Source organism: Pseudomonas sp. PP3, assembly GCF_905336995.1.
Classification (GTDB): Bacteria; Pseudomonadota; Gammaproteobacteria; order Pseudomonadales; family Pseudomonadaceae; genus Aquipseudomonas; species Aquipseudomonas reinekei.
In genome coordinates this window covers 698,578-716,369 of sequence record NZ_HG995459.1, presented here as the reverse complement: position 1 = coordinate 716,369, position 17,792 = coordinate 698,578, and the positions used below count along the sequence as shown (strand labels likewise).

General features: G+C 61.5%; 20 protein-coding genes. 6 read left to right on the top strand and 14 right to left on the bottom strand.

Translation table 11 applies throughout. The annotated features are described in order from the left end of the window. The first annotated feature begins 69 nt into the window (after positions 1-69). On the top strand, positions 70-1,968 hold the full coding sequence (gene dxs / locus KHO07_RS03285; protein ID WP_212626458.1) for a 1-deoxy-D-xylulose-5-phosphate synthase: 1,899 nt from the start codon (positions 70-72) through the stop codon (positions 1,966-1,968). A gap of 114 nt (positions 1,969-2,082) precedes the next feature. Then, positions 2,083-3,966, top strand: a complete 1,884-nt coding sequence (locus tag KHO07_RS03280) for a TonB-dependent receptor (RefSeq protein WP_212626457.1) — start codon at positions 2,083-2,085, stop codon at positions 3,964-3,966. Positions 3,967-4,036: 70 nt separating this feature from the next. Here KHO07_RS03280 and KHO07_RS03275 read toward each other — a convergent pair whose 3' ends face one another. From KHO07_RS03275 to nrdR, 13 genes are all read right to left on the bottom strand, one after another. After that, positions 4,037-5,218: an aminotransferase class I/II-fold pyridoxal phosphate-dependent enzyme gene (locus tag KHO07_RS03275; protein WP_212626456.1), complete on the bottom strand. Its 1,182-nt coding sequence runs from the start codon at positions 5,216-5,218 to the stop codon at positions 4,037-4,039. Between the two features lie 215 nt (positions 5,219-5,433). Beyond that, on the bottom strand, positions 5,434-6,234 hold the full coding sequence (locus tag KHO07_RS03270) for a cobalamin-binding protein (protein WP_150734618.1): 801 nt from the start codon (positions 6,232-6,234) through the stop codon (positions 5,434-5,436). Then, positions 6,234-6,653 (bottom strand): MFS transporter, encoded by a 420-nt coding sequence (locus KHO07_RS03265; RefSeq protein WP_150734617.1) that lies wholly within the window; start codon positions 6,651-6,653, stop codon positions 6,234-6,236. The genes KHO07_RS03270 and KHO07_RS03265 overlap by 1 nt, the downstream gene beginning before the upstream one ends. Further along, complete coding sequence (ribA, locus tag KHO07_RS03260; RefSeq protein ID WP_075948644.1) at positions 6,650-7,267, bottom strand: GTP cyclohydrolase II; 618 nt, start codon at positions 7,265-7,267, stop codon at positions 6,650-6,652. Before ribA ends, KHO07_RS03265 begins: the two co-directional genes overlap by 4 nt. A 166-nt stretch (positions 7,268-7,433) precedes the next feature. After that, entirely contained in the window at positions 7,434-8,174 is a 741-nt protein-coding gene (locus KHO07_RS03255) for a transporter substrate-binding domain-containing protein (protein WP_212626455.1), read from the bottom strand. A gap of 23 nt (positions 8,175-8,197) precedes the next feature. Next, on the bottom strand, positions 8,198-8,701 hold the full coding sequence (locus tag KHO07_RS03250) for a phosphatidylglycerophosphatase A (protein ID WP_075948646.1): 504 nt from the start codon (positions 8,699-8,701) through the stop codon (positions 8,198-8,200). Further along, a complete protein-coding gene (thiL, locus tag KHO07_RS03245) occupies positions 8,698-9,663 on the bottom strand; it encodes a thiamine-phosphate kinase (RefSeq protein ID WP_212626454.1) in 966 nt (321 codons plus the stop codon). The genes KHO07_RS03250 and thiL overlap by 4 nt, the downstream gene beginning before the upstream one ends. Positions 9,664-9,681: 18 nt before the next feature. Beyond that, positions 9,682-10,182 (bottom strand): transcription antitermination factor NusB, encoded by a 501-nt coding sequence (gene nusB / locus KHO07_RS03240; RefSeq protein ID WP_003185935.1) that lies wholly within the window; start codon positions 10,180-10,182, stop codon positions 9,682-9,684. Then, positions 10,179-10,655, bottom strand: a complete 477-nt coding sequence (ribE, locus tag KHO07_RS03235) for a 6,7-dimethyl-8-ribityllumazine synthase (protein WP_003228649.1) — start codon at positions 10,653-10,655, stop codon at positions 10,179-10,181. Before ribE ends, nusB begins: the two co-directional genes overlap by 4 nt. A 245-nt stretch (positions 10,656-10,900) precedes the next feature. Continuing rightward, positions 10,901-11,992 (bottom strand): bifunctional 3,4-dihydroxy-2-butanone-4-phosphate synthase/GTP cyclohydrolase II, encoded by a 1,092-nt coding sequence (ribBA, locus tag KHO07_RS03230; protein WP_150734614.1) that lies wholly within the window; start codon positions 11,990-11,992, stop codon positions 10,901-10,903. 30 nt (positions 11,993-12,022) lie between these two features. After that, a complete protein-coding gene (locus tag KHO07_RS03225) occupies positions 12,023-12,685 on the bottom strand; it encodes a riboflavin synthase (protein WP_084319673.1) in 663 nt (220 codons plus the stop codon). 47 nt (positions 12,686-12,732) lie between these two features. Then, complete coding sequence (ribD, locus tag KHO07_RS03220; protein WP_150734613.1) at positions 12,733-13,866, bottom strand: bifunctional diaminohydroxyphosphoribosylaminopyrimidine deaminase/5-amino-6-(5-phosphoribosylamino)uracil reductase RibD; 1,134 nt, start codon at positions 13,864-13,866, stop codon at positions 12,733-12,735. Beyond that, entirely contained in the window at positions 13,863-14,327 is a 465-nt protein-coding gene (gene nrdR / locus KHO07_RS03215) for a transcriptional regulator NrdR (protein WP_003228656.1), read from the bottom strand. The genes ribD and nrdR overlap by 4 nt, the downstream gene beginning before the upstream one ends. 127 nt (positions 14,328-14,454) lie before the next feature. Between nrdR and KHO07_RS03210 the strand changes: the two genes are divergently transcribed. From KHO07_RS03210 to trxA, 3 genes are all read left to right on the top strand, one after another. After that, the gene (locus KHO07_RS03210; protein WP_212626453.1) at positions 14,455-14,919 is read left to right on the top strand and encodes a YbaY family lipoprotein; all 465 of its coding nucleotides are present in this window, start codon (positions 14,455-14,457) and stop codon (positions 14,917-14,919) included. Continuing rightward, positions 14,916-15,572, top strand: coding sequence for a 50S ribosomal protein L11 methyltransferase (locus KHO07_RS03205; protein WP_150734610.1), 657 nt, complete (start codon positions 14,916-14,918; stop codon positions 15,570-15,572). The genes KHO07_RS03210 and KHO07_RS03205 overlap by 4 nt, the downstream gene beginning before the upstream one ends. 190 nt (positions 15,573-15,762) lie before the next feature. After that, the gene (gene trxA, locus KHO07_RS03200; RefSeq protein WP_212626452.1) at positions 15,763-16,635 is read left to right on the top strand and encodes a thioredoxin; all 873 of its coding nucleotides are present in this window, start codon (positions 15,763-15,765) and stop codon (positions 16,633-16,635) included. A 23-nt stretch (positions 16,636-16,658) separates the two neighbouring features. On the opposite strand, the gene KHO07_RS03195 is transcribed toward trxA, so the two are convergent. Next, complete coding sequence (locus tag KHO07_RS03195; RefSeq protein WP_150734608.1) at positions 16,659-16,997, bottom strand: hypothetical protein; 339 nt, start codon at positions 16,995-16,997, stop codon at positions 16,659-16,661. 134 nt (positions 16,998-17,131) lie between these two features. Here KHO07_RS03195 and KHO07_RS03190 point away from each other — a divergent pair, with 134 nt between their 5' ends. Further along, positions 17,132-17,722, top strand: coding sequence for a DUF2796 domain-containing protein (locus KHO07_RS03190; protein ID WP_212626451.1), 591 nt, complete (start codon positions 17,132-17,134; stop codon positions 17,720-17,722). Positions 17,723-17,792: the final 70 nt, after the last annotated feature.

The following is a 17,792-nucleotide window of genomic DNA, read 5'->3' as shown; positions in this document are numbered from 1 at the left end:
CAACGCGTGGGCAGGGGCCGATGCATCAGGTAAACTGCCGCATCTTTTATACCTATAACGATTCGCCTGATGCCCACGACGTTTCATGAGATTCCCCGCAAGCGCCCGACCACGCCCCTGCTCGACCGCGCGAACACGCCGGACGGCCTGCGCCGGTTAGGCGAAGCCGAGCTGGAAACCCTGGCCGATGAGTTGCGCCTGGAATTGCTCTACACGGTCGGCCAGACCGGTGGGCATTTCGGTGCCGGCCTGGGCGTGATTGAGCTGACCATCGCGCTGCATTACGTTTTCGACACCCCGGACGACCGGCTGGTGTGGGACGTCGGTCATCAGGCTTATCCGCACAAGATCCTCACCGGTCGCCGCGAGCGCATGGGCACCCTGCGCCAGAAGGACGGCATTGCCGCGTTCCCGCGCCGCTCCGAAAGCGAGTACGACACCTTTGGCGTCGGCCACTCCAGCACGTCGATCAGTGCCGCGCTGGGCATGGCGATTGCCGCCCGCCTGCAAAACAGTGATCGCAAGGCGATCGCGGTGATCGGCGACGGCGCGTTGACGGCCGGCATGGCGTTCGAAGCGCTGAACCATGCGCCGGAAGTGGACGCCAACATGCTGGTGATCCTCAACGACAACGACATGTCGATCTCGCGTAACGTCGGCGGCCTGTCGAACTATCTGGCGAAGATTCTTTCCAGCCGCACCTACGCCAGCATGCGCGAAGGCAGCAAAAAAGTGCTGTCGCGCCTGCCCGGTGCCTGGGAAATCGCCCGGCGCACCGAAGAATACGCCAAAGGCATGCTGGTCCCCGGCACGCTGTTCGAAGAGCTGGGCTGGAACTACATCGGCCCGATCGATGGCCACGACCTGCCGACCCTGATCGCCACCCTGCGCAACATGCGCGATCTGAAAGGCCCGCAGTTCCTGCACATCGTCACCAAGAAAGGCAAAGGCTTCGCCCCGGCGGAAGTCGACCCGATCGGTTACCACGCCATCACCAAACTCGAACCACTGGACGCCCCGGCCGCTGCGCCGAAAAAGGCCAGCGGGCCGAAGTATTCCGGTGTATTTGGCGAGTGGCTGTGCGACATGGCGGCGGCTGACCCGCGCCTGGTCGGGATCACCCCGGCAATGAAGGAAGGCTCCGATCTGGTGGCCTTCAGCGAACGCTTCCCGCTGCGCTACTTCGACGTCGCGATTGCCGAGCAACACGCCGTGACCCTTGCGGCCGGCATGGCCTGCGAAGGCGCCAAACCGGTAGTGGCGATTTATTCGACCTTCCTGCAGCGCGGCTATGACCAGTTGGTACATGACGTCGCCGTGCAGAACCTCGACGTACTGTTCGCCATCGACCGCGCCGGTCTTGTTGGCGAAGACGGCCCGACTCACGCCGGCAGCTTCGACCTGTCGTTCCTGCGCTGCATCCCCGGCATGCTGGTGATGACCCCGAGCGATGAGAACGAACTGCGCAAAATGCTCACCACCGGTCACCTTTACGAAGGCCCGGCGGCCGTGCGTTATCCACGCGGCAACGGCCCGAATGCAACCATCGAGAAAGACCTCGAACCGATCGAAATCGGTAAAGGCGTCGTTCGCCGCCAAGGCAGCAACGTCGCCCTGCTGGTGTTTGGCGTGCAGTTGGCCGAAGCGCTGAAAGTTGCAGAGAAGCTCGATGCAACGGTGGTCGACATGCGTTTCGTCAAACCGCTGGACGAAGACCTGGTGCGCGAAATCGCTGGCAGCCACACATTGCTGGTGACCATCGAAGAGAACGCGATCATGGGCGGCGCCGGTGGCGCGGTCAGCGAATTCCTCGCCCGCGAGAACATCCTCAAGTCGATGCTGCACCTCGGCTTGCCGGACATCTACGTCGAACACGCCAAGCCTGCGCAGATGCTCGCTGAGTGTGGGCTGGACGAGGCCGGCATCGAAGCTTCGATTCGCGAGCGCCTGCAACTGCTCAATCTGTAAACCCGATCTGCTCTTGTAGGAGCCGGCTTGCTGGCGATGGCGTCTTTGAAAACGCCATCGCCAGCAAGCCGGCGCCTACAGGACTGTGTACTCCCTTCGCTGCTACGAAAAACTATGAATTTCTCTCGCCTAGCCCTGACGCTGACCTTGCTGCCAGCCGGGCAACTGCTGGCCGACACCTTCGAACGCGATCAAGCCCTGAAGCTGCCCGACGTGCTGATCAGCGCCAACCGCCAGGTCGAAGCGCGTAACGACAGCAGCGCCGCCAACACCGTGTTCACCCGCGAAGACATCGACCGCCTGCAACCGAACAGCGTTACCGAACTGCTGCGTCGGGTACCTGGGGTGCAAGTCGCGCAAACCGGCGGACGTGGCAGCCTGCCGGGGATCTACATTCGCGGCACGCAGTCGGCGCAGAGCCTGGTGCTGGTGGATGGTCAACGCATCGGCAATTCGTCCTCGGGCGACAGCAATCTGCAGCACATCAACATTGAACAGGTCGAGCGCGTAGAAGTGCTGCGCGGCTCGCGATCGGTGATTTACGGCAGCGACGCGATTGGCGGGGTGATCCAGATTTTTACCCGGCGTGGCAGCGAACCGGGGTTGCGCCCGCAGATGCACGTTGGCTTTGGCAGCAACCAGACCTGGGAGCGCAGCCTTAATTTGTCTGGCGGCAATGAGCAGACTCGCTTCAATCTCGGCGCCAGCCTCGATGAAACCGCCGGGATCGATCGCACCCATGAGTCGTACCCCAGCGACAGCGATCACGATGCGTACCGCAATAAATCGTTCAGCATGAGCGTGAGCCATGCGTTGAGCGATGACGTCGAAATCGGTGCCAACTTGCTGGATAACCGGGGCAAAAGTGAATACGACAATCCGTTTGGCCGCTTCGACCTGAATACCTTCGAGTCCGTCCAGGAGCAGCCGTACAACAGATTCGATGTGAGCAGCGTCAGCAGCTACGTCGACGCGCGGGTCAACGACCTGTGGAAAACCCGGATTGAGTTCGGCCACAGCGAAAATCGCGAGAAAACCTTCGACAAGCTCAGCGATGAACGCAGCGTATTCAACACTTATCGCGACTCGGTGAACTGGCAGAACGACCTGACACTTAACGAAAGCAATAGCCTGATCCTCGGCGGTGACTGGTACGAAGACCGGGTCAACAGCAGCACCGCGTTCGACGAAGACAGCCGCTGGAACCGTGCGGCATTCATCCAGCATCGTTATCAGGCGGACAGGTTCTCCACCGAGCTGGGCCTGCGCCGCGACCAGAACCAGCAATTCGGTGGCCAGAACAGCTGGAGCGGGACCCTCACCCTGCCGCTGAATCCGGACAACGATGTGCTGCTGACCTACAGCGAAGGTTTCCGCGCCCCCACCTTCAACGACCTGTATTACCCCGACTTCAGCAACCCTGACCTGAAGCCGGAAACCTCGAAAAGCTATGAGCTGCAATGGCGCAGCCAATTGACCGAGAGCAGCCGACTGGAAGCCTCGCTGTACCGCACGGACATTGAAGACGCGATCATCTTCGGCAGTAACTCGCGCCCGGAAAACGTTGCTTCGGCACGGATCAACGGTTTTGAAGCCGCGTTGAAGCAGGATTTGTTCGGCTGGCAGAGCAACCTCGGCGTGGCGATCATCGACCCACGGGATCGCGACACCGGGCATACCCTGGCCCGTCGCGCACGACGCACCTTGAGCCTGGACCTGGATCGGCAGTTCGATCGACTGGGCCTCGGTGCCAGTTGGCAAGCAGTGAGCAGCAGCTACGACGACTTGAACAATCAACAGCCGTTGGGCGGCTATGCCTTGCTGGGGTTACGCAGCAGTTGGGCGCTCAATCGCGAGATCAAGCTGGAGTTGAAGGTGGATAACCTGCTGGACAAGGGTTACAGCCGCACGCTGTACAGCCATGACGGCAGCCAGTACGGGTATCGCGAAGAAGGTCGGGCGTGGATGTTCGGGGTGACCTGGACGCCGGAAATCTGAGCTTGAACACGTGACGTTTTGACTGGCCCCCATGAGGCCAGTCACCCGCTGAAACGTTCAGATCAGTGTGTCAGCCGCGCGCCTGAAGCCCTTCGACGAAGCCTGCGATACGACGACAGGCATCTCTCAACGCAGCATCGGAAACGGTGAACGAGATCCGCACAAATCCGGCGGTGCCGGCGCCGAACGCGCTGGCGTCGAGTACCGCAACCCCGGTAGCACGGAACAGCTGCCAGGCAAACTCGGTGCTCGACAGCCCGCACTCGCGTACATCCACCAACATGAACATGCCGGCTTCGGGCACCTTGCACTTGAGCAGCGGCACATTGCGCAAGCCTTCGACCACCAGGTTTCGACGTCGCAGATACAGTTCCCGCGCATGGCTGACCACCTGCTCATCCAGCTCCAACGCCTTGAGCGCAGCCGCCTGAATAAATCCCGGCAGCCCGTAGAGCATGCACAGCAGCAGGTTATCCAGATGACCGATCAGCGCTGGCGGACCCACCACCCAGCCGACCCGCCAGCCTGTCATGGCGTGGGACTTGGATAAGCTATTGAGCACCACGGTGCGGTCGGCCATGCCTTCGAAGCTCGCCACGCTCTGGTGCGGACGATCATAGGTCAGCTGACCGTAGACCTCATCGCTGATCACCCACAGGTTGTGACGCTGAGCGACCAGGGCAACAGCTTCGAGCTCCTCTTTGGTGTAGACGTTGCCGGTGGGGTTGTTCGGCGTAGCCAGGGCGATGCCGCGCGTCTTGTCGGTGATCACCGCTTCGATGGCCGCGAGGGTCAGGCGGAAATCATCTTCCCCCGGCTGGGCAATCGGTACCAGCAGCGCCCCCGAGGCCTGGATGCTCGCCGCATATGTCAGGTACATCGGCGCCGGTACCAGCACTTCATCACCCTGTTCGAACAGGCACATGGCGGTCGCGTACAAGCCATTCTGCGCACCGGCCACCAGCGCTACGTTGTCGGCGGACACCGGCTGGCCGAGCAAGGCCGTCTGTTTCGTGGCGATGGCTTCGCGCAGTTCCGGGCGACCGATCACATGGGTGTAGTGGGTGTCGCCTGCGTTGATTGCCTGAACCGCTGCCGCGCAAATTTCATCGGCAGTGGCGAAATCCGGATCGCCGATGCTCAGCACGATCGCATCTTCACCCCGCGCCTGCGCATCGCATGCGGCGTAGTGGATGTCCCAGGCTGTGACGGTTTCGCCGCTGATGCGCTCGACCATGGACGAGTATTTCATGTGAAGCTCCTTGAAAACCCTCGGGTTGACGTTCCTTTCAATGTTCAAGTCAGGCCTGACGTTGGGGTGTTTTGCCGTTACGAGCAAAGTCCTGTTCGATGACAATAGTTCGTTCGACGAAACCTGCGGTCACCCGTGGCGTCGCTGGCAGAACAGTTTGCCGGTCGTTTCCCGTTAGCGGTACGACGCAGGTGGCGCGCGGGCTGCGCCTCGGCCTAGCGATCGGGGGCGATCAATTGGCACAGCCTGGCAGTCGCCTCGACCATCTGCCCGCTTGGGCGTTCCAGGCCTTTGTCCGTCACCCGTCGCAACTGCCCCTGTTTTACAGCCGCCACCTGCGGCCAGGTTTTCCATGCATCGAGCTGCGTCTGATCGCTGGCCAGAATCACCTCGGGATTGCGCTGCAACACTGCCTCTACACTGACTTGCGGCGCTGGCAATGTCTGCTCGTCGAATACATTTCGCGCCCCGCAGACTTGCAGCGCATCGCTGATGATCTGCCCACCGCCGATGGTGTAAAGCGGCCGATCCCACACTTGGTAGAACACCCGCAACGGCTGATCCCGACGATAGCGTTGGCGCAGGTCCGCCAGTCGCTGACGCAAACCGGTCGCCAGCGCCGCCCCCCGCTCCGGTCGCCCGAGCTGAGCAGCTATCGCTTCGATCTGCGCGGTGAGCTGTTGGAAATCGTGGGGTTCGGCGACGTAGGTCGGGATATTCAAGCGTTTGAGTTGCTCACGCTGGGCCGGGCCGACGCTACCGGGCCAGAGCAGCAGCAAATCGGGCTGCAGGCTGAGCAAGCGCTCCAGGTCCAATTGGCCGTAGCGGCCAACAGAAGGCAGGTGCTTGAGTTCGGCGGGACGTTCGCCGGCATCCAGAACGCCCACCAACAGGTCGGCCGAACCCAGTTCAACGACGATTTCAGAGAGAGAAGGCGCGAGGCTGACAACTCGCTCGACCGCGACTGCCGAGCCGCTGAAGGCCAACAGCAAAACCGTCAGCCAGATCGCACGCATCAACCGAGCTGACGCGGAATACGGTAAAGATAGAACAGCACCGTGGTCGACAGCGCCAGCAACATCAGCGGTACCGCTTCAAGCCCCACGAACACGGCCAGTGCACCGATCCATGCCGGCAGGCCGGCGGCGAGGAAGGCCGTACGGCGCTTGGCTGCCAGGCTGATCCACGCGGCGGGCTCTTCAGGGGTATCGAGGGCTTTCTGGGTGGCGATCAATGCGTGTTTGTAGCCACCAAAAAATTTCAGGCTGACAAACATCGAGGCGACACCCGCGATGAACAACGGCATCGCCAGCACCGGCAAAATCGCCTCGCTCTGGCCGAATACAGCGTTGATCACGAACAGCGGCAACAAGGCTAGCGCCAGGTATTGCCACCAGTTGACGGACAGCCGCCGCCGTACCTGACCGCGCGTCACGCCCGATCTACCTCGCCCTGATGTTCGTTGCCCATCATGTGGTCGAGTTTGCTGGCCTTGGTCGCCAGGTAGAGTTTGTTGTGCGGGTTATGGCCGGTGTGCAGCGGCACGCGCTCGGCAACCACGATGCCCATGTCGGTCAAGGCTTTGACCTTGCGCGGGTTGTTGGTCATCAGGCGCAGGGACTTGACGCCCAGGTGCTGCAGCATCGGCAGGCACATGGCGTAATCGCGCTGGTCGGCGGCAAAGCCCAGGCGCTCGTTGGCTTCAACGGTGTCGGCACCGCCATCCTGCAATTCGTAGGCGCGGATCTTGTTCAGCAGGCCAATGCCACGGCCTTCCTGACGCAAGTACAGCAACACGCCGCGGCCTTCACGGGCGATGGCCTGCAGGGCGGCCTCAAGTTGCGAACCGCAGTCGCAACGCTGGCTGAACAAGGCATCGCCCGTCAGGCATTCGGAATGCAACCGGCCGAGTACCGGTGCACCATCGGCGATCTCACCCAGGCTCAGCACGACGTGCTCGCGGCCGGTGGCTTCGTCGAGAAAACCGTGCATGGTGAATTGCGCAAAAGGCGTTGGCAGCTTGGAAGCGGCGACAAAAACGACAGGCACCGGTGTGCTCCTGATCTAAAGAGTCTTAAGATTCGCAGGTCGGCATTGTAACAGCACGTTCCAGGCGACGCTTAGGCTGAATTATCGGCAATAACTATCAAAAAGTTTGATGTCCGCCCCGACAAACTCCATCCCTTGGGGGGAATCGCCGACCGCCAAGTCCGTGTTAATACTCTGCAAATGGATACGGTTGTTTCCAGCGTTCGAAGATCGGCTTGAGCTCGCCACTTTTCACCAGCACCTCCATGCGCTGATCAAACAGCTTCGCCAGGGCGCGGGCATTGGGGGTCTTGGCGAAACACAGGTACAACGGTAATTCCGCGATATGGGTGCTGCGCAACTGCGATGGATCCTTGGCCCGACTGCGCACGAAATCGACTTCTGTCAGCGCATCGATGTAAAAGTCGGCACGATTCTGAGTCAGCATAGAGACAATGCCGGTACGCCGCAGCACTTCGTTGTAACGGCGAACGTTGGGCAGATAATCCTGGAAGTCATAGCCCCGGACCCAGGCCAATCGATAGTCGCCCAGGGTCTCCGGCGTGGGCACCGGGCTGCTGGCCAACCCCAAGGCATAGATGTGATCGGTGTCGAAATTCCACTTGGGATAGATCAGCTCGGGGGATTCATCACGGTAGGAGCCGACACAGGCGTCGACTTCACCGCGCTCGGCCAGGCCCATGGAGCGCAAATAAGGTTCGGTGCGGATCTTCAGCGTGACGCCTGCCGGCTCAAAGACCTTGCGCAGCACGTCCCAACCGAGGCCGTGCCCATCGGCGGCGGTGTAGTCTTCCCATCCTTCGCTGGCGAGCTGAATCATCGAAGGCGTCTTCGCTGTCACCTCACCCGCCTGGGCGAATGAGCACAACAAGGCGAACACCATCACCATCAACCCGCGCCGAACCATCCCTAGATCTCCCACTTAACCCCTTAGGCGAAAATCCACACCAGCCCTTGCATCGCCAGCCAGGCAAACACCCCGGCCAATACGTCATCGAGCATGATCCCGACGCCGCCGTGAACGTGCCGGTCGATCCAGCGAATCGGCCACGGTTTGAGAATATCGAAGAAGCGGAACACCAAGAACCCCGCCAGCAACCACTGCCATCCTTCGGGCACCAGCCACAGGGTAATCCACATCCCGACCATTTCGTCCCAGACGATGCCTTCATGGTCGTGTACACGCAAATCATCGGCCACTTTGCCGCACAGCCAGAAGCCGAACAGCATGGTGATGCCCAGCATCAACCAATACCCCCAGTCGGGCAACATCTGCCACAGCGGGATAAAAGGTAGCGCAACTAACGACCCCCAAGTACCCGGAGCCTTTGGCAGCGTGCCCGAGCCGAAGCCGAACGCCAGGAAATGCCAGGGATTACGCCAGACCGACGGCGGTACGAATTCCGCCGGGACCTGTTTGGGATGATCTGTCACGGTGACTCCCGAAAATGTTGGTAACCCCGGGTTTGCGGGGTGATGTCCTGTCCATCGGCATCCAGCAGCGTCACGCCCTGCCCGATCACGACGCGGCCGATCACATGGATCGGCCAGCCGTTGGCCAGCAGCGCCGGCAACTCGACGGACGGTAAGGTGAACGCCAGCACATAATCGTCACCGCCGCTCAGGGCCGCGCTTTGTGCAGCGGACTGGCCAAGGAATGCCACCAGCGCTGGCGACAGCGGCAGCAGGTCGCGCTCAACCAGCAGGCCGGCTTTTGACGCGAGGGCGATATGCCCGCAATCCGCGAGCAGGCCATCGGAAATATCCATCGCCGAAGTGGCCTTGCCGCGCAAAGCCTGGCCCAGACCAAGCTGCGGTTGCGGCGACCAATAGTGCGCCAGCAACGGGTCGGCGATGGACGCAGGTGCCGTTCGCTGACCGAGCACCAGCGGCAACGCACCCGCCGCATTACCCAGCTCGCCACCGACACACAACAGGTCGCCCGGCTGTGCACCGCTGCGGGTCAACGCCTGGCCGGACGGCACGCGACCAAACACGGTCATGGTCAGGCTCAAGGGCCCGCGAGTGGTATCGCCGCCCACCAACGCCACGCCGCAGCTTTGCGCCATCTGGTTCAAACCACGGGCATAGGCTTGCAGCCAATCGGCGGTCACCGTCGGCAAGGTCAGGGCAAGGGTAAAGGCAACCGGAGTGGCGCCCATGGCGGCCAGGTCGCTAACGGCCACGGCCAGCGAGCGCTGACCGAGCAGAAACGGATCGCAGGGGTCGGCGAAATGCACGCCGGCCACTAACGTATCGGTAGAAATGGCCAACTGCTCCCCGGGAGGAACAGCCAGCAAGGCGCAGTCATCGCCGATCCCGAGGGCAACGCCTTCGCCGCCCTGCGCACAAGGCGCGGCGGCGAAGAAATGGCGGATCAGTTCAAACTCACCCATTGCTGAATCAAGCGCTGGTTAGCGCTTGAACGCCTTGACTTCAGCTTCACGCAGACGCGGGGCCAGCTTGTCGAGCACACCGTTGACGAACTTGTGGCCGTCGGTGGAACCGAAGACCTTCGCCAGTTCGATACCTTCGTTGATCACAACGCGGTACGGCACGTCGACGCGCTTGAGCAGTTCCCAGGTCGACAGGCGCAAAACCGCCAGTTCAACCGGGTCCAGCTCTTCGATGGTCAGATCGAGGCAAGGGGTGAGTGCGGTGTCGATTTCAGTCTTGAACTGCGGAACCCCGTGCAGAATCTCGCGGAAGTACGCGCCATCGACATCGGAAAAATCGTTATCGACCCGGAACTGCGCTTCGATCTCGTTCAGCGACTGCTTGGCCATGTGCCATTGGTACAGCGCCTGTGTCGCGAGCTGACGAGCTTCGCGACGCTTGACGCTTTTCGATGGCTTGCCGGCATCCGCAGGCTTTGGATCGCGCGGGTTGAAACGATCGCTTTCGTCGCTAATCACTTGGCCTCCAACTGCGCCAGCAGGCTGACCATTTCCAGAGCGGACAGGGCAGCTTCAGCACCTTTGTTACCGGCCTTGGTGCCGGAACGTTCGATGGCTTGTTCGATGGAATCAACGGTCAGGACGCCGAAAGCGACCGGTACGCCGAACTCCATGGACACCTGGGCCAGACCTTTGGTGCACTCGCCAGCCACGTATTCGAAGTGCGGAGTACCGCCACGAATGACCGCGCCCAGGGCGATGATTGCTGCGAACTCGCCTTTCTGAGCGACTTTCTGCGCAACCAGCGGGATTTCGAAGGCGCCAGGGGCGCGGATGATGGTGATGTCGCTTTCGCTCACGCCGTGGCGAACCAGGGCATCAACTGCACCGCTGACCAGGCTTTCAACGACGAAGCTGTTGAAACGGCCCACTACCAAAGCGTAGCGGCCTTTAGGGGCGATGAAGGTACCTTCGATGGTCTTCAGGGTCATTCGTTAGATCTCTTAAAGAGCCGGGACGCGTCTCGTACGCGTCCCTCAGTGATATTTGAACCGCGAATCCAGCGTCGGATCACGCATCGGCGTTCACTTGCAATCGTTGTGGCGAGGGAGCTTGCTCCCGCTGGGCTGCGTAGCGGCCCCTTTTGTGGGCGCTGCGCACCCAAGCGGGAGCAAGCTCCCTCGCCACAGTAAATCAAACAAGCCTTAAGTGAACAACGATGCCAAAACCCGATGCCTTATTCGGAGGGCACGTATTCTACAACTTCCAGATCGAAACCGGATATCGCATTAAATTTCATCGGTGCCGACATCAGGCGCATTTTGCGCACACCGAGGTCGCGCAGGATCTGCGAACCGGCACCGACAATGCTGTAGGTGGTCGGTTTTTTAACCTCGGTGTGATCGGCGGTTTCGCGGATATGCGCCAACAACACATCGCCATCGAGCGGGTGACCGAGCAACAGCACCACACCGCTGCCAGCCTCGGCAACCTTGGCCATGGCGGCGCGCAGGCTCCAGCGGCCGGGCTGATTGACCATCAGCAAGTCGCGCAGCGGGTCCATGTTGTGCACCCGAACCAGGGTCGGTTCTTCGGCGCAGACATTGCCCAGGGTCAGTGCCATGTGCACATCGCCTTCCACGGAATCACGATAGGTCACCAGGTTGAATTGGCCCAGTTCGCTGTCCAGCGGCTGCTCGGCAATCCGCTGAACGGTACGTTCGTGGATCATCCGGTAGTGAATCAGGTCGGCAATGGTGCCGATCTTGATGTCGTGCTCAGCGGCAAACGCTTCCAGTTCGGCACGACGGGACATGGTGCCGTCGTCGTTCATCACTTCGCAGATCACGCCGCTCGGCTCGAAACCGGCCATGCGCGCCAGGTCGCACGCGGCTTCGGTGTGGCCGGCGCGAGCCAGCGTACCGCCGGCTTGAGCCATCAGCGGGAAGATGTGGCCCGGGCTGACGATGTCATCGGCCTTGGCATCACGGGCCGCAGCCGCTTGCACGGTGCGTGCGCGGTCGGCGGCGGAGATGCCGGTGGTCACGCCAGTGGCGGCTTCGATCGATACGGTGAATTTGGTGCCGAACCCAGAACCGTTGCGCGGCGCCATCAATGGCAGCTTGAGCAGTTCGCAACGCTCGCGGCTCATCGGCATGCAGATCAGGCCACGGGCGTGCTTGGCCATGAAGTTGATGTGCTCGGGCTTGCAGCACTCGGCGGCCATGATCAGGTCGCCTTCGTTCTCGCGGTCTTCGTCATCCATGAGGATGACCATCTTGCCTTGGCGGATGTCTTCAACCAGTTCTTCGATGCTATTGAGCGCCACAAGGCACCCCCCTTCTTTCGAAATTAGAGCTCAGGATTTGAGGTAGCCGTTGGCGGCCAGAAAGCTTTCGGTGATGTTACTGGAAGCAGGCTCTGCGGCCTTGTCGCCCAACAACAGGCGCTCCAGGTAACGGGCCAGCAAGTCCACTTCCAGGTTCACCCGGCGACCCGGCTGGTACGACGCCATGATGGTTTCGCTCAGGGTGTGCGGAATGATGGTCAGCAGGAACTCGGCGCCATCGACCGCGTTCACGGTCAGGCTGGTGCCGTCGACGGTGATCGAGCCTTTATGGGCGATGTACTTGGCCAGTTCTTTTGGCGCGCGGATGCGGAATTCCACGGCGCGGGCGTTCTCGGTGCGGGCAACCACTTCGCCAACGCCATCGACGTGACCGCTGACCAGGTGCCCGCCGAGGCGCGTGGTCGGGGTCAGGGCTTTCTCCAGATTGACCGGGCTGCCGCTTTTGAGGTCGTTCATGGCGGTGCAATCCAGGGTTTCACGGCTGACATCCGCCGCAAAGCCGTTGCCCGGCAATTCAACGGCGGTCAGGCACACGCCGTTCACCGCGATGCTGTCACCCAGCTTGACGTCGCTCAGGTCGAGCTTGCCGGTTTCGACGTGAACCCGTACATCACCGCCCTTTGGGGTCAATGCACGAATACTGCCGATGGATTCGATGATGCCGGTAAACATGAGGTTCTCCTCGAGAACAAAGCCAGCGCTATAGCGATGGCCGGGAATTATACGCTGGCTGCTGGCGAAGGAATGGCAGTGACCCGCCAGTCATCGCCAACCGCGCGAATTTCGGTGATTTTAAGCTCGGGCGCATCCTTCATTTGCGCGAGCGGCCAATCCAGCAACGGCCGCGCCGAAGAGCCCAGGAACTTGCCGGCGATGAAAATCTGGAACTCGTCCACCAGCCCGAGCTGGGCAAAGGCACCCGCCAGCCGTGGACCGGCCTCGACCAGCACTTCATTGACCTGTCGGTTGGCCAGTTCGACCAGCAACTGACGAAGATCGACCTGCCCATCGTAACCCGGCACGATCAGGCATTCCGGGCCGTTGGCGTATTGCTCTTCCACCGCCACACAGGTAGCGACCAGTGCCGGACCGGCCTTGAAGAATGGCGCATCCAGCGGCACCCGCAGGCGGCCATCGACCAGCACACGCAGCGGCGGCCGGCTCATGGCCAATGCGGTTTGTTCGGCATCCAGACCGAGTTCATCGGCGCGCACGGTCAAACGGGCGTTGTCCGCCAGCACCGTATCGGCGCCAGTCAGCACCACGCTGGCCTGGGCACGCAGGCGTTGCACCGCCGAACGCGCCGCCGGGCCGGTGATCCATTGGCTTTCACCGCTTTGCATCGCGGTGCGGCCGTCGAGGCTCATGGCCAACTTCACCCGCACGAACGGCAAGCCGTGTTCCATGCGTTTGAGGAAGCCTTGATTGAGTTTGCGCGCTTCGCTTTCCAGCACGCCGCTTTCGGTGGCGATGCCCGCCTGTTCCAGACGTTGCAGGCCACGACCGGCGACTTCCGGATTGGGGTCCTGCATTGCCGCGACCACCCGCGCCACACCGGCATTCACCAGCGCATCGGCGCAGGGCGGCGTGCGGCCATGGTGACTGCAAGGTTCGAGGGTGACGTAAGCCGTGGCGCCCCGGGATCGCTCACCGGCGGCGCGCAAGGCGTGGACTTCGGCATGGGGTTCACCGGCACGCTCATGCCAGCCTTCGCCGACAATCTGCCCGCCCTGGACGATCACGCAGCCAACCCGCGGATTGGGGTGTGTCGTGTAGTGACCCTTTCGCGCCAGTTCCAGCGCGCGAGCCATGTAGTGCGCGTCGAGGACGGCCTGTTCGGCGGACGTGGTCATTCTTTCACCGGCTCACGGGCCAGGCGATCGATCTCTTCGCGGAACTCGTTGAGGTCCTGGAAGCGGCGATACACCGAAGCGAAACGAATATAGGCGACTTCGTCGAGCTTCTGCAGCTCGGCCATCACCAGCTCACCGACCACGAGGGATTTGACCTCGCGTTCGCCGGTCGCGCGCAGTTTGTGTTTGATGTGCACCAGCGACGATTCGAGGCGCTCGACACTCACCGGGCGCTTTTCCAGCGCACGCTGCATGCCGGCGCGGAGTTTTTCTTCGTCGAACGGCTGGCGACTGCCGTCGGTTTTGATCAGGCGCGGCAACACCAGTTCAGCCGTCTCGAACGTCGTGAAACGTTCGCCGCAGGCCAGGCATTCACGCCGGCGGCGCACCTGTTCGCCCTCGGCGACCAGACGCGAGTCGATGACCTTGGTGTCGTTGGCACCGCAGAAGGGACAGTGCATGGTGGCAGGCAACAAAAAAAGGGAGGGCCATGGTAGCGCATCCCGGTGGCAAGACAAGCCATAGGGTTTGCGGTATACAGACGGGATGATCATTTGATCCATGGATTTCATCATTCCGGAGCTGCCCATGTCGTTACGTCCGCTCGTTTTGCTCAGCCTTTTGAGCCTGTTGGTGGCCTGCAGCAGCGATGCACCGCAGCCCCAGCCACCGCCCCCGGGCCCTGCGCCGCAACAAGCGCAGAAAAAAGCCAAGGAAGCCGCCGAACTCGGCCCGCTGCCCGCGTACCAGCGCGAGTTGAGCGGCACCCTTCAGGGTGTGCCAACCGGCGCTGTAGTCGAACTCGCGCTGCTGGTGATCGACGACAAAGACCGGCCGCAACAATTGCTCGCCAGTTCCAGCCTGATCGGTAACAACCAGATATTGCCGTTCCACCTGCGCTTCAATCCGGAATCCTTTCCAGTGGGTGCCCGGGTTGAACTGCGTGGCCGCGCCAGCCAGTCCGGTCAGTTGATCCTGCACCTGCCGTCGCAACTGATCAGCCAGCCGACAACCCAGACACTGGGCCAGCTGCAGTTCGTCAAAGCCCCATGAGTGCACCGCTCGACCTGCAACAGGCGTTGGGTGAGTTGCTCGGTGATGCGCAATTGGTCGCCTGTGAACTTCCGCAGACCGACCTGAAGCTGTGGCTGATCGATGGCGACAACATGGACCGCGCCTTCAGCCCGGAAGAAACCCGGCGCATCCTGCACGAGCCGCCCTACTGGAGTTTCTGTTGGGCCAGCGGGTTGGCCGTGGCCCGTTACCTCGCAGAACACCGCCATTGGGTCGAAGGCAAGCGGGTGCTGGATTTCGGCGCCGGCTCTGGCGTGGCGGGGATTGCCGCGGTGAAGGCCGGGGCGCTGGAAGTGGTGGCCTGTGACCTCGACCCGCTGGCGATTGCCGCCTGTCGGGCGAATGCCGAACTCAATAATGTACAGCTCAGCTACTCGACGGATTTTTTTGCCGAGGCCGATCGCTTCGATCTGATCCTGGTGGCGGACGTGCTGTACGACCGGGCCAACCTGCCGCTGCTCGATGAATTTCTCAGCCGTGGCCGCGAAGCGCTGGTGGCGGATTCTCGGGTGCGGGATTTTCGTCATCCGCTGTATCGGCGTATCGAAATGCTTGAAGCGATGACCTTGCCGGACCTGGCCGAGCCGGAAGAATTTCGGCATGTGAGCCTGTACCACGCGCAGCGCGGCTAAGAGCATCGCGGGCAAGCCCGCTCCCACAATGGTCGGTGTGAACCACAAATTTTTTGACGACCCCAATTCCTGTGGGAGCCGGCTCGCGATGACGTCCTGTCACACGAAGCATCTCTAACGAACACCCCGCTTCCGGCGCGACCCCGCCAAGCCGTATAGTTGCCCCATTCACGCTTCTACGAGATTGCCCATGAGTCAGGAAACGCCGTACATCTTCGACGCCACGACTGCCGATTTCGACCAGTCAGTGATCGAGAACTCTTTCCACAAACCGGTACTGGTGGATTTCTGGGCCGAATGGTGTGCGCCGTGCAAAGTGCTGATGCCGATGCTGCAGACCATCGCCGAGAGCTATCAGGGCGAGTTGCTGCTGGCCAAGGTCAACTGCGACATCGAACAAGACATCGTCGCCCGCTTCGGTATCCGCAGCCTGCCGACGGTGGTGCTGTTCAAGGACGGTCAACCGGTCGACGGTTTTGCCGGAGCGCAGCCGGAGTCTGCTGTACGCGCCCTGCTCGAACCCAATGTGCAAATGCCGCCACCGGCCGCCGCCGATCCGTTCGAACAGGCCCAGGCACTGTTTGACGACAGCCGCTTTGCCGATGCCGAAGCCTTGCTCAAAGTGATCCTGGGCGAAGACAACACCAACGCCAAGGCGTTGATCCTGTACGCCCGCTGCCTCACCGAGCGCGGTGAGCTGGGGGAAGCGCAGGCGGTGCTCGACGCGGTCAAGAGTGATGAGCACAAAGCTGCCCTCGCCGGAGCCAAGGCGCAGATCAAGTTTCTCGGGCTGGCCAGGGACTTGCCGGATGCCGCTGATCTGAAGGCGCGACTGGCGAAAGACCCGCAGGACGACGAAGCGGTCTATCAACTGGCGATCCAGCAACTGGCCCGCCAGCAATACGACGCCGCACTGGATGCCCTGCTCAAGCTGTTCATCCGCAACCGCAGCTACAGCGAAGGCTTGCCACACAAGACCTTGCTGCAAGTGTTCGAACTGCTGGGTAACGATCACCCGCTGGTGAGCACCTACCGCCGCAAGTTGTTTGCTGCCCTGTACTGATCTCGACCTGTAGGAGCCGGCTCCTACAGCCAGCGGTAGAGCGGTGTATCCCCGCCGCTCTCCACCTTCACGTCCGGGCTATGGCGCAAACGCACCAACAGGCGTTTGCCCGCCGACGCATTGCCGGTCAGCCCTTCCAGTTGCTCCAGCAAATCCGGTCCACTCAACTGCCCTGCCTTGCGCAGCAGGTCCCTGGCGATCTGCCACAGCGCATCGTCCTGATTCTGCGGTTTGGCCGGCGCGGCGCTGACCTCGGTTTTTTCCACGGTCAACTGCGCACCCAGCTTCGCCCAGTCGGCATCATCCATCTCCAGGGTCAAATCCACCGGCCAGTCGCCGATGCTTCCGCGAATTCGCAACATGAGTCTGCTCCTGCACATTTCTGACCTGCATGCTCCCATGGGACTTGTGCAACGCCAAGCAGCCAGTCAAACTCCCCACACTTACGTTATAAGATTACATAACAAATTCTTCATTCAACTTTCGGAGACTCGCCATGCGTCGTCTGCTGCTCGCTTTGCCGTTTGCCTTGCTGCCCCTGGCTGTCGCCCATGCGGCTGACGAGCATGACCACGATCACGATCATGAACACGGCAGCCTTGGCGCCCACGAGCACGGTGTCGGTCGCCTCAACGCAGCACTGGACGGTCAGACCCTGGAGCTGGAACTGCAAAGCCCGGCGATGAACCTGGTGGGTTTCGAGCACGCCGCCACCACCGACGCCGATAAAGCCAAAGTCGCCGCCGTTCGTACTCAGCTGGAGAAACCACTGGCACTGTTCGACCTGCCGAAAGCCGCAGGCTGCGTGGTGAAAAACCAGGAACTGGAAAGCCCGCTGTTTGGCGATAAACCGGAAGTCGATGATGACCACGACGAGGACGCCAAGGATGAGCATCACCACGATCACAGCGAAATCCACGCTCACTACCAGTTCACCTGTGCCACACCAGCGGCGCTGAAAACCCTGGACCTGGCGAACATTTTCAACGCCTTCCCGGCGACCCAGAAAATTCAGGTACAACTGATCGGCCCGAGCGGGCAGCAAGGGGTTGAAGTGACGCCCAAGGCTGCCAGCCTGAAATTCTGAATCCACTGAAGATCCCCTGTGGGAGCGAGCTTGCTCGCTTCTACGCGGGCTCATCTCTCAACAGACCGGC

What these genes read in the sequence shown, in the direction of transcription:
- dxs (WP_212626458.1), top strand. Translation starts at nt 70, where the DNA reads ATGCCCACGACGTTTCATGAGATTCCCCGCAAGCGCCCGACCACGCCC.
- KHO07_RS03280 (WP_212626457.1), top strand. Translation starts at nt 2,083, where the DNA reads ATGAATTTCTCTCGCCTAGCCCTGACGCTGACCTTGCTGCCAGCCGGG.
- KHO07_RS03275 (WP_212626456.1), bottom strand. Translation starts at nt 5,218, where the DNA reads ATGAAATACTCGTCCATGGTCGAGCGCATCAGCGGCGAAACCGTCACA.
- KHO07_RS03270 (WP_150734618.1), bottom strand. Translation starts at nt 6,234, where the DNA reads ATGCGTGCGATCTGGCTGACGGTTTTGCTGTTGGCCTTCAGCGGCTCG.
- KHO07_RS03255 (WP_212626455.1), bottom strand. Translation starts at nt 8,174, where the DNA reads ATGGTTCGGCGCGGGTTGATGGTGATGGTGTTCGCCTTGTTGTGCTCA.
- thiL (WP_212626454.1), bottom strand. Translation starts at nt 9,663, where the DNA reads ATGGGTGAGTTTGAACTGATCCGCCATTTCTTCGCCGCCGCGCCTTGT.
- ribE (WP_003228649.1), bottom strand. Translation starts at nt 10,655, where the DNA reads ATGACCCTGAAGACCATCGAAGGTACCTTCATCGCCCCTAAAGGCCGC.
- KHO07_RS03225 (WP_084319673.1), bottom strand. Translation starts at nt 12,685, where the DNA reads ATGTTTACCGGCATCATCGAATCCATCGGCAGTATTCGTGCATTGACC.
- ribD (WP_150734613.1), bottom strand. Translation starts at nt 13,866, where the DNA reads ATGACCACGTCCGCCGAACAGGCCGTCCTCGACGCGCACTACATGGCT.
- nrdR (WP_003228656.1), bottom strand. Translation starts at nt 14,327, where the DNA reads ATGCACTGTCCCTTCTGCGGTGCCAACGACACCAAGGTCATCGACTCG.
- KHO07_RS03210 (WP_212626453.1), top strand. Translation starts at nt 14,455, where the DNA reads ATGTCGTTACGTCCGCTCGTTTTGCTCAGCCTTTTGAGCCTGTTGGTG.
- KHO07_RS03205 (WP_150734610.1), top strand. Translation starts at nt 14,916, where the DNA reads ATGAGTGCACCGCTCGACCTGCAACAGGCGTTGGGTGAGTTGCTCGGT.
- trxA (WP_212626452.1), top strand. Translation starts at nt 15,763, where the DNA reads ATGAGTCAGGAAACGCCGTACATCTTCGACGCCACGACTGCCGATTTC.
- KHO07_RS03195 (WP_150734608.1), bottom strand. Translation starts at nt 16,997, where the DNA reads ATGTTGCGAATTCGCGGAAGCATCGGCGACTGGCCGGTGGATTTGACC.
- KHO07_RS03190 (WP_212626451.1), top strand. Translation starts at nt 17,132, where the DNA reads ATGCGTCGTCTGCTGCTCGCTTTGCCGTTTGCCTTGCTGCCCCTGGCT.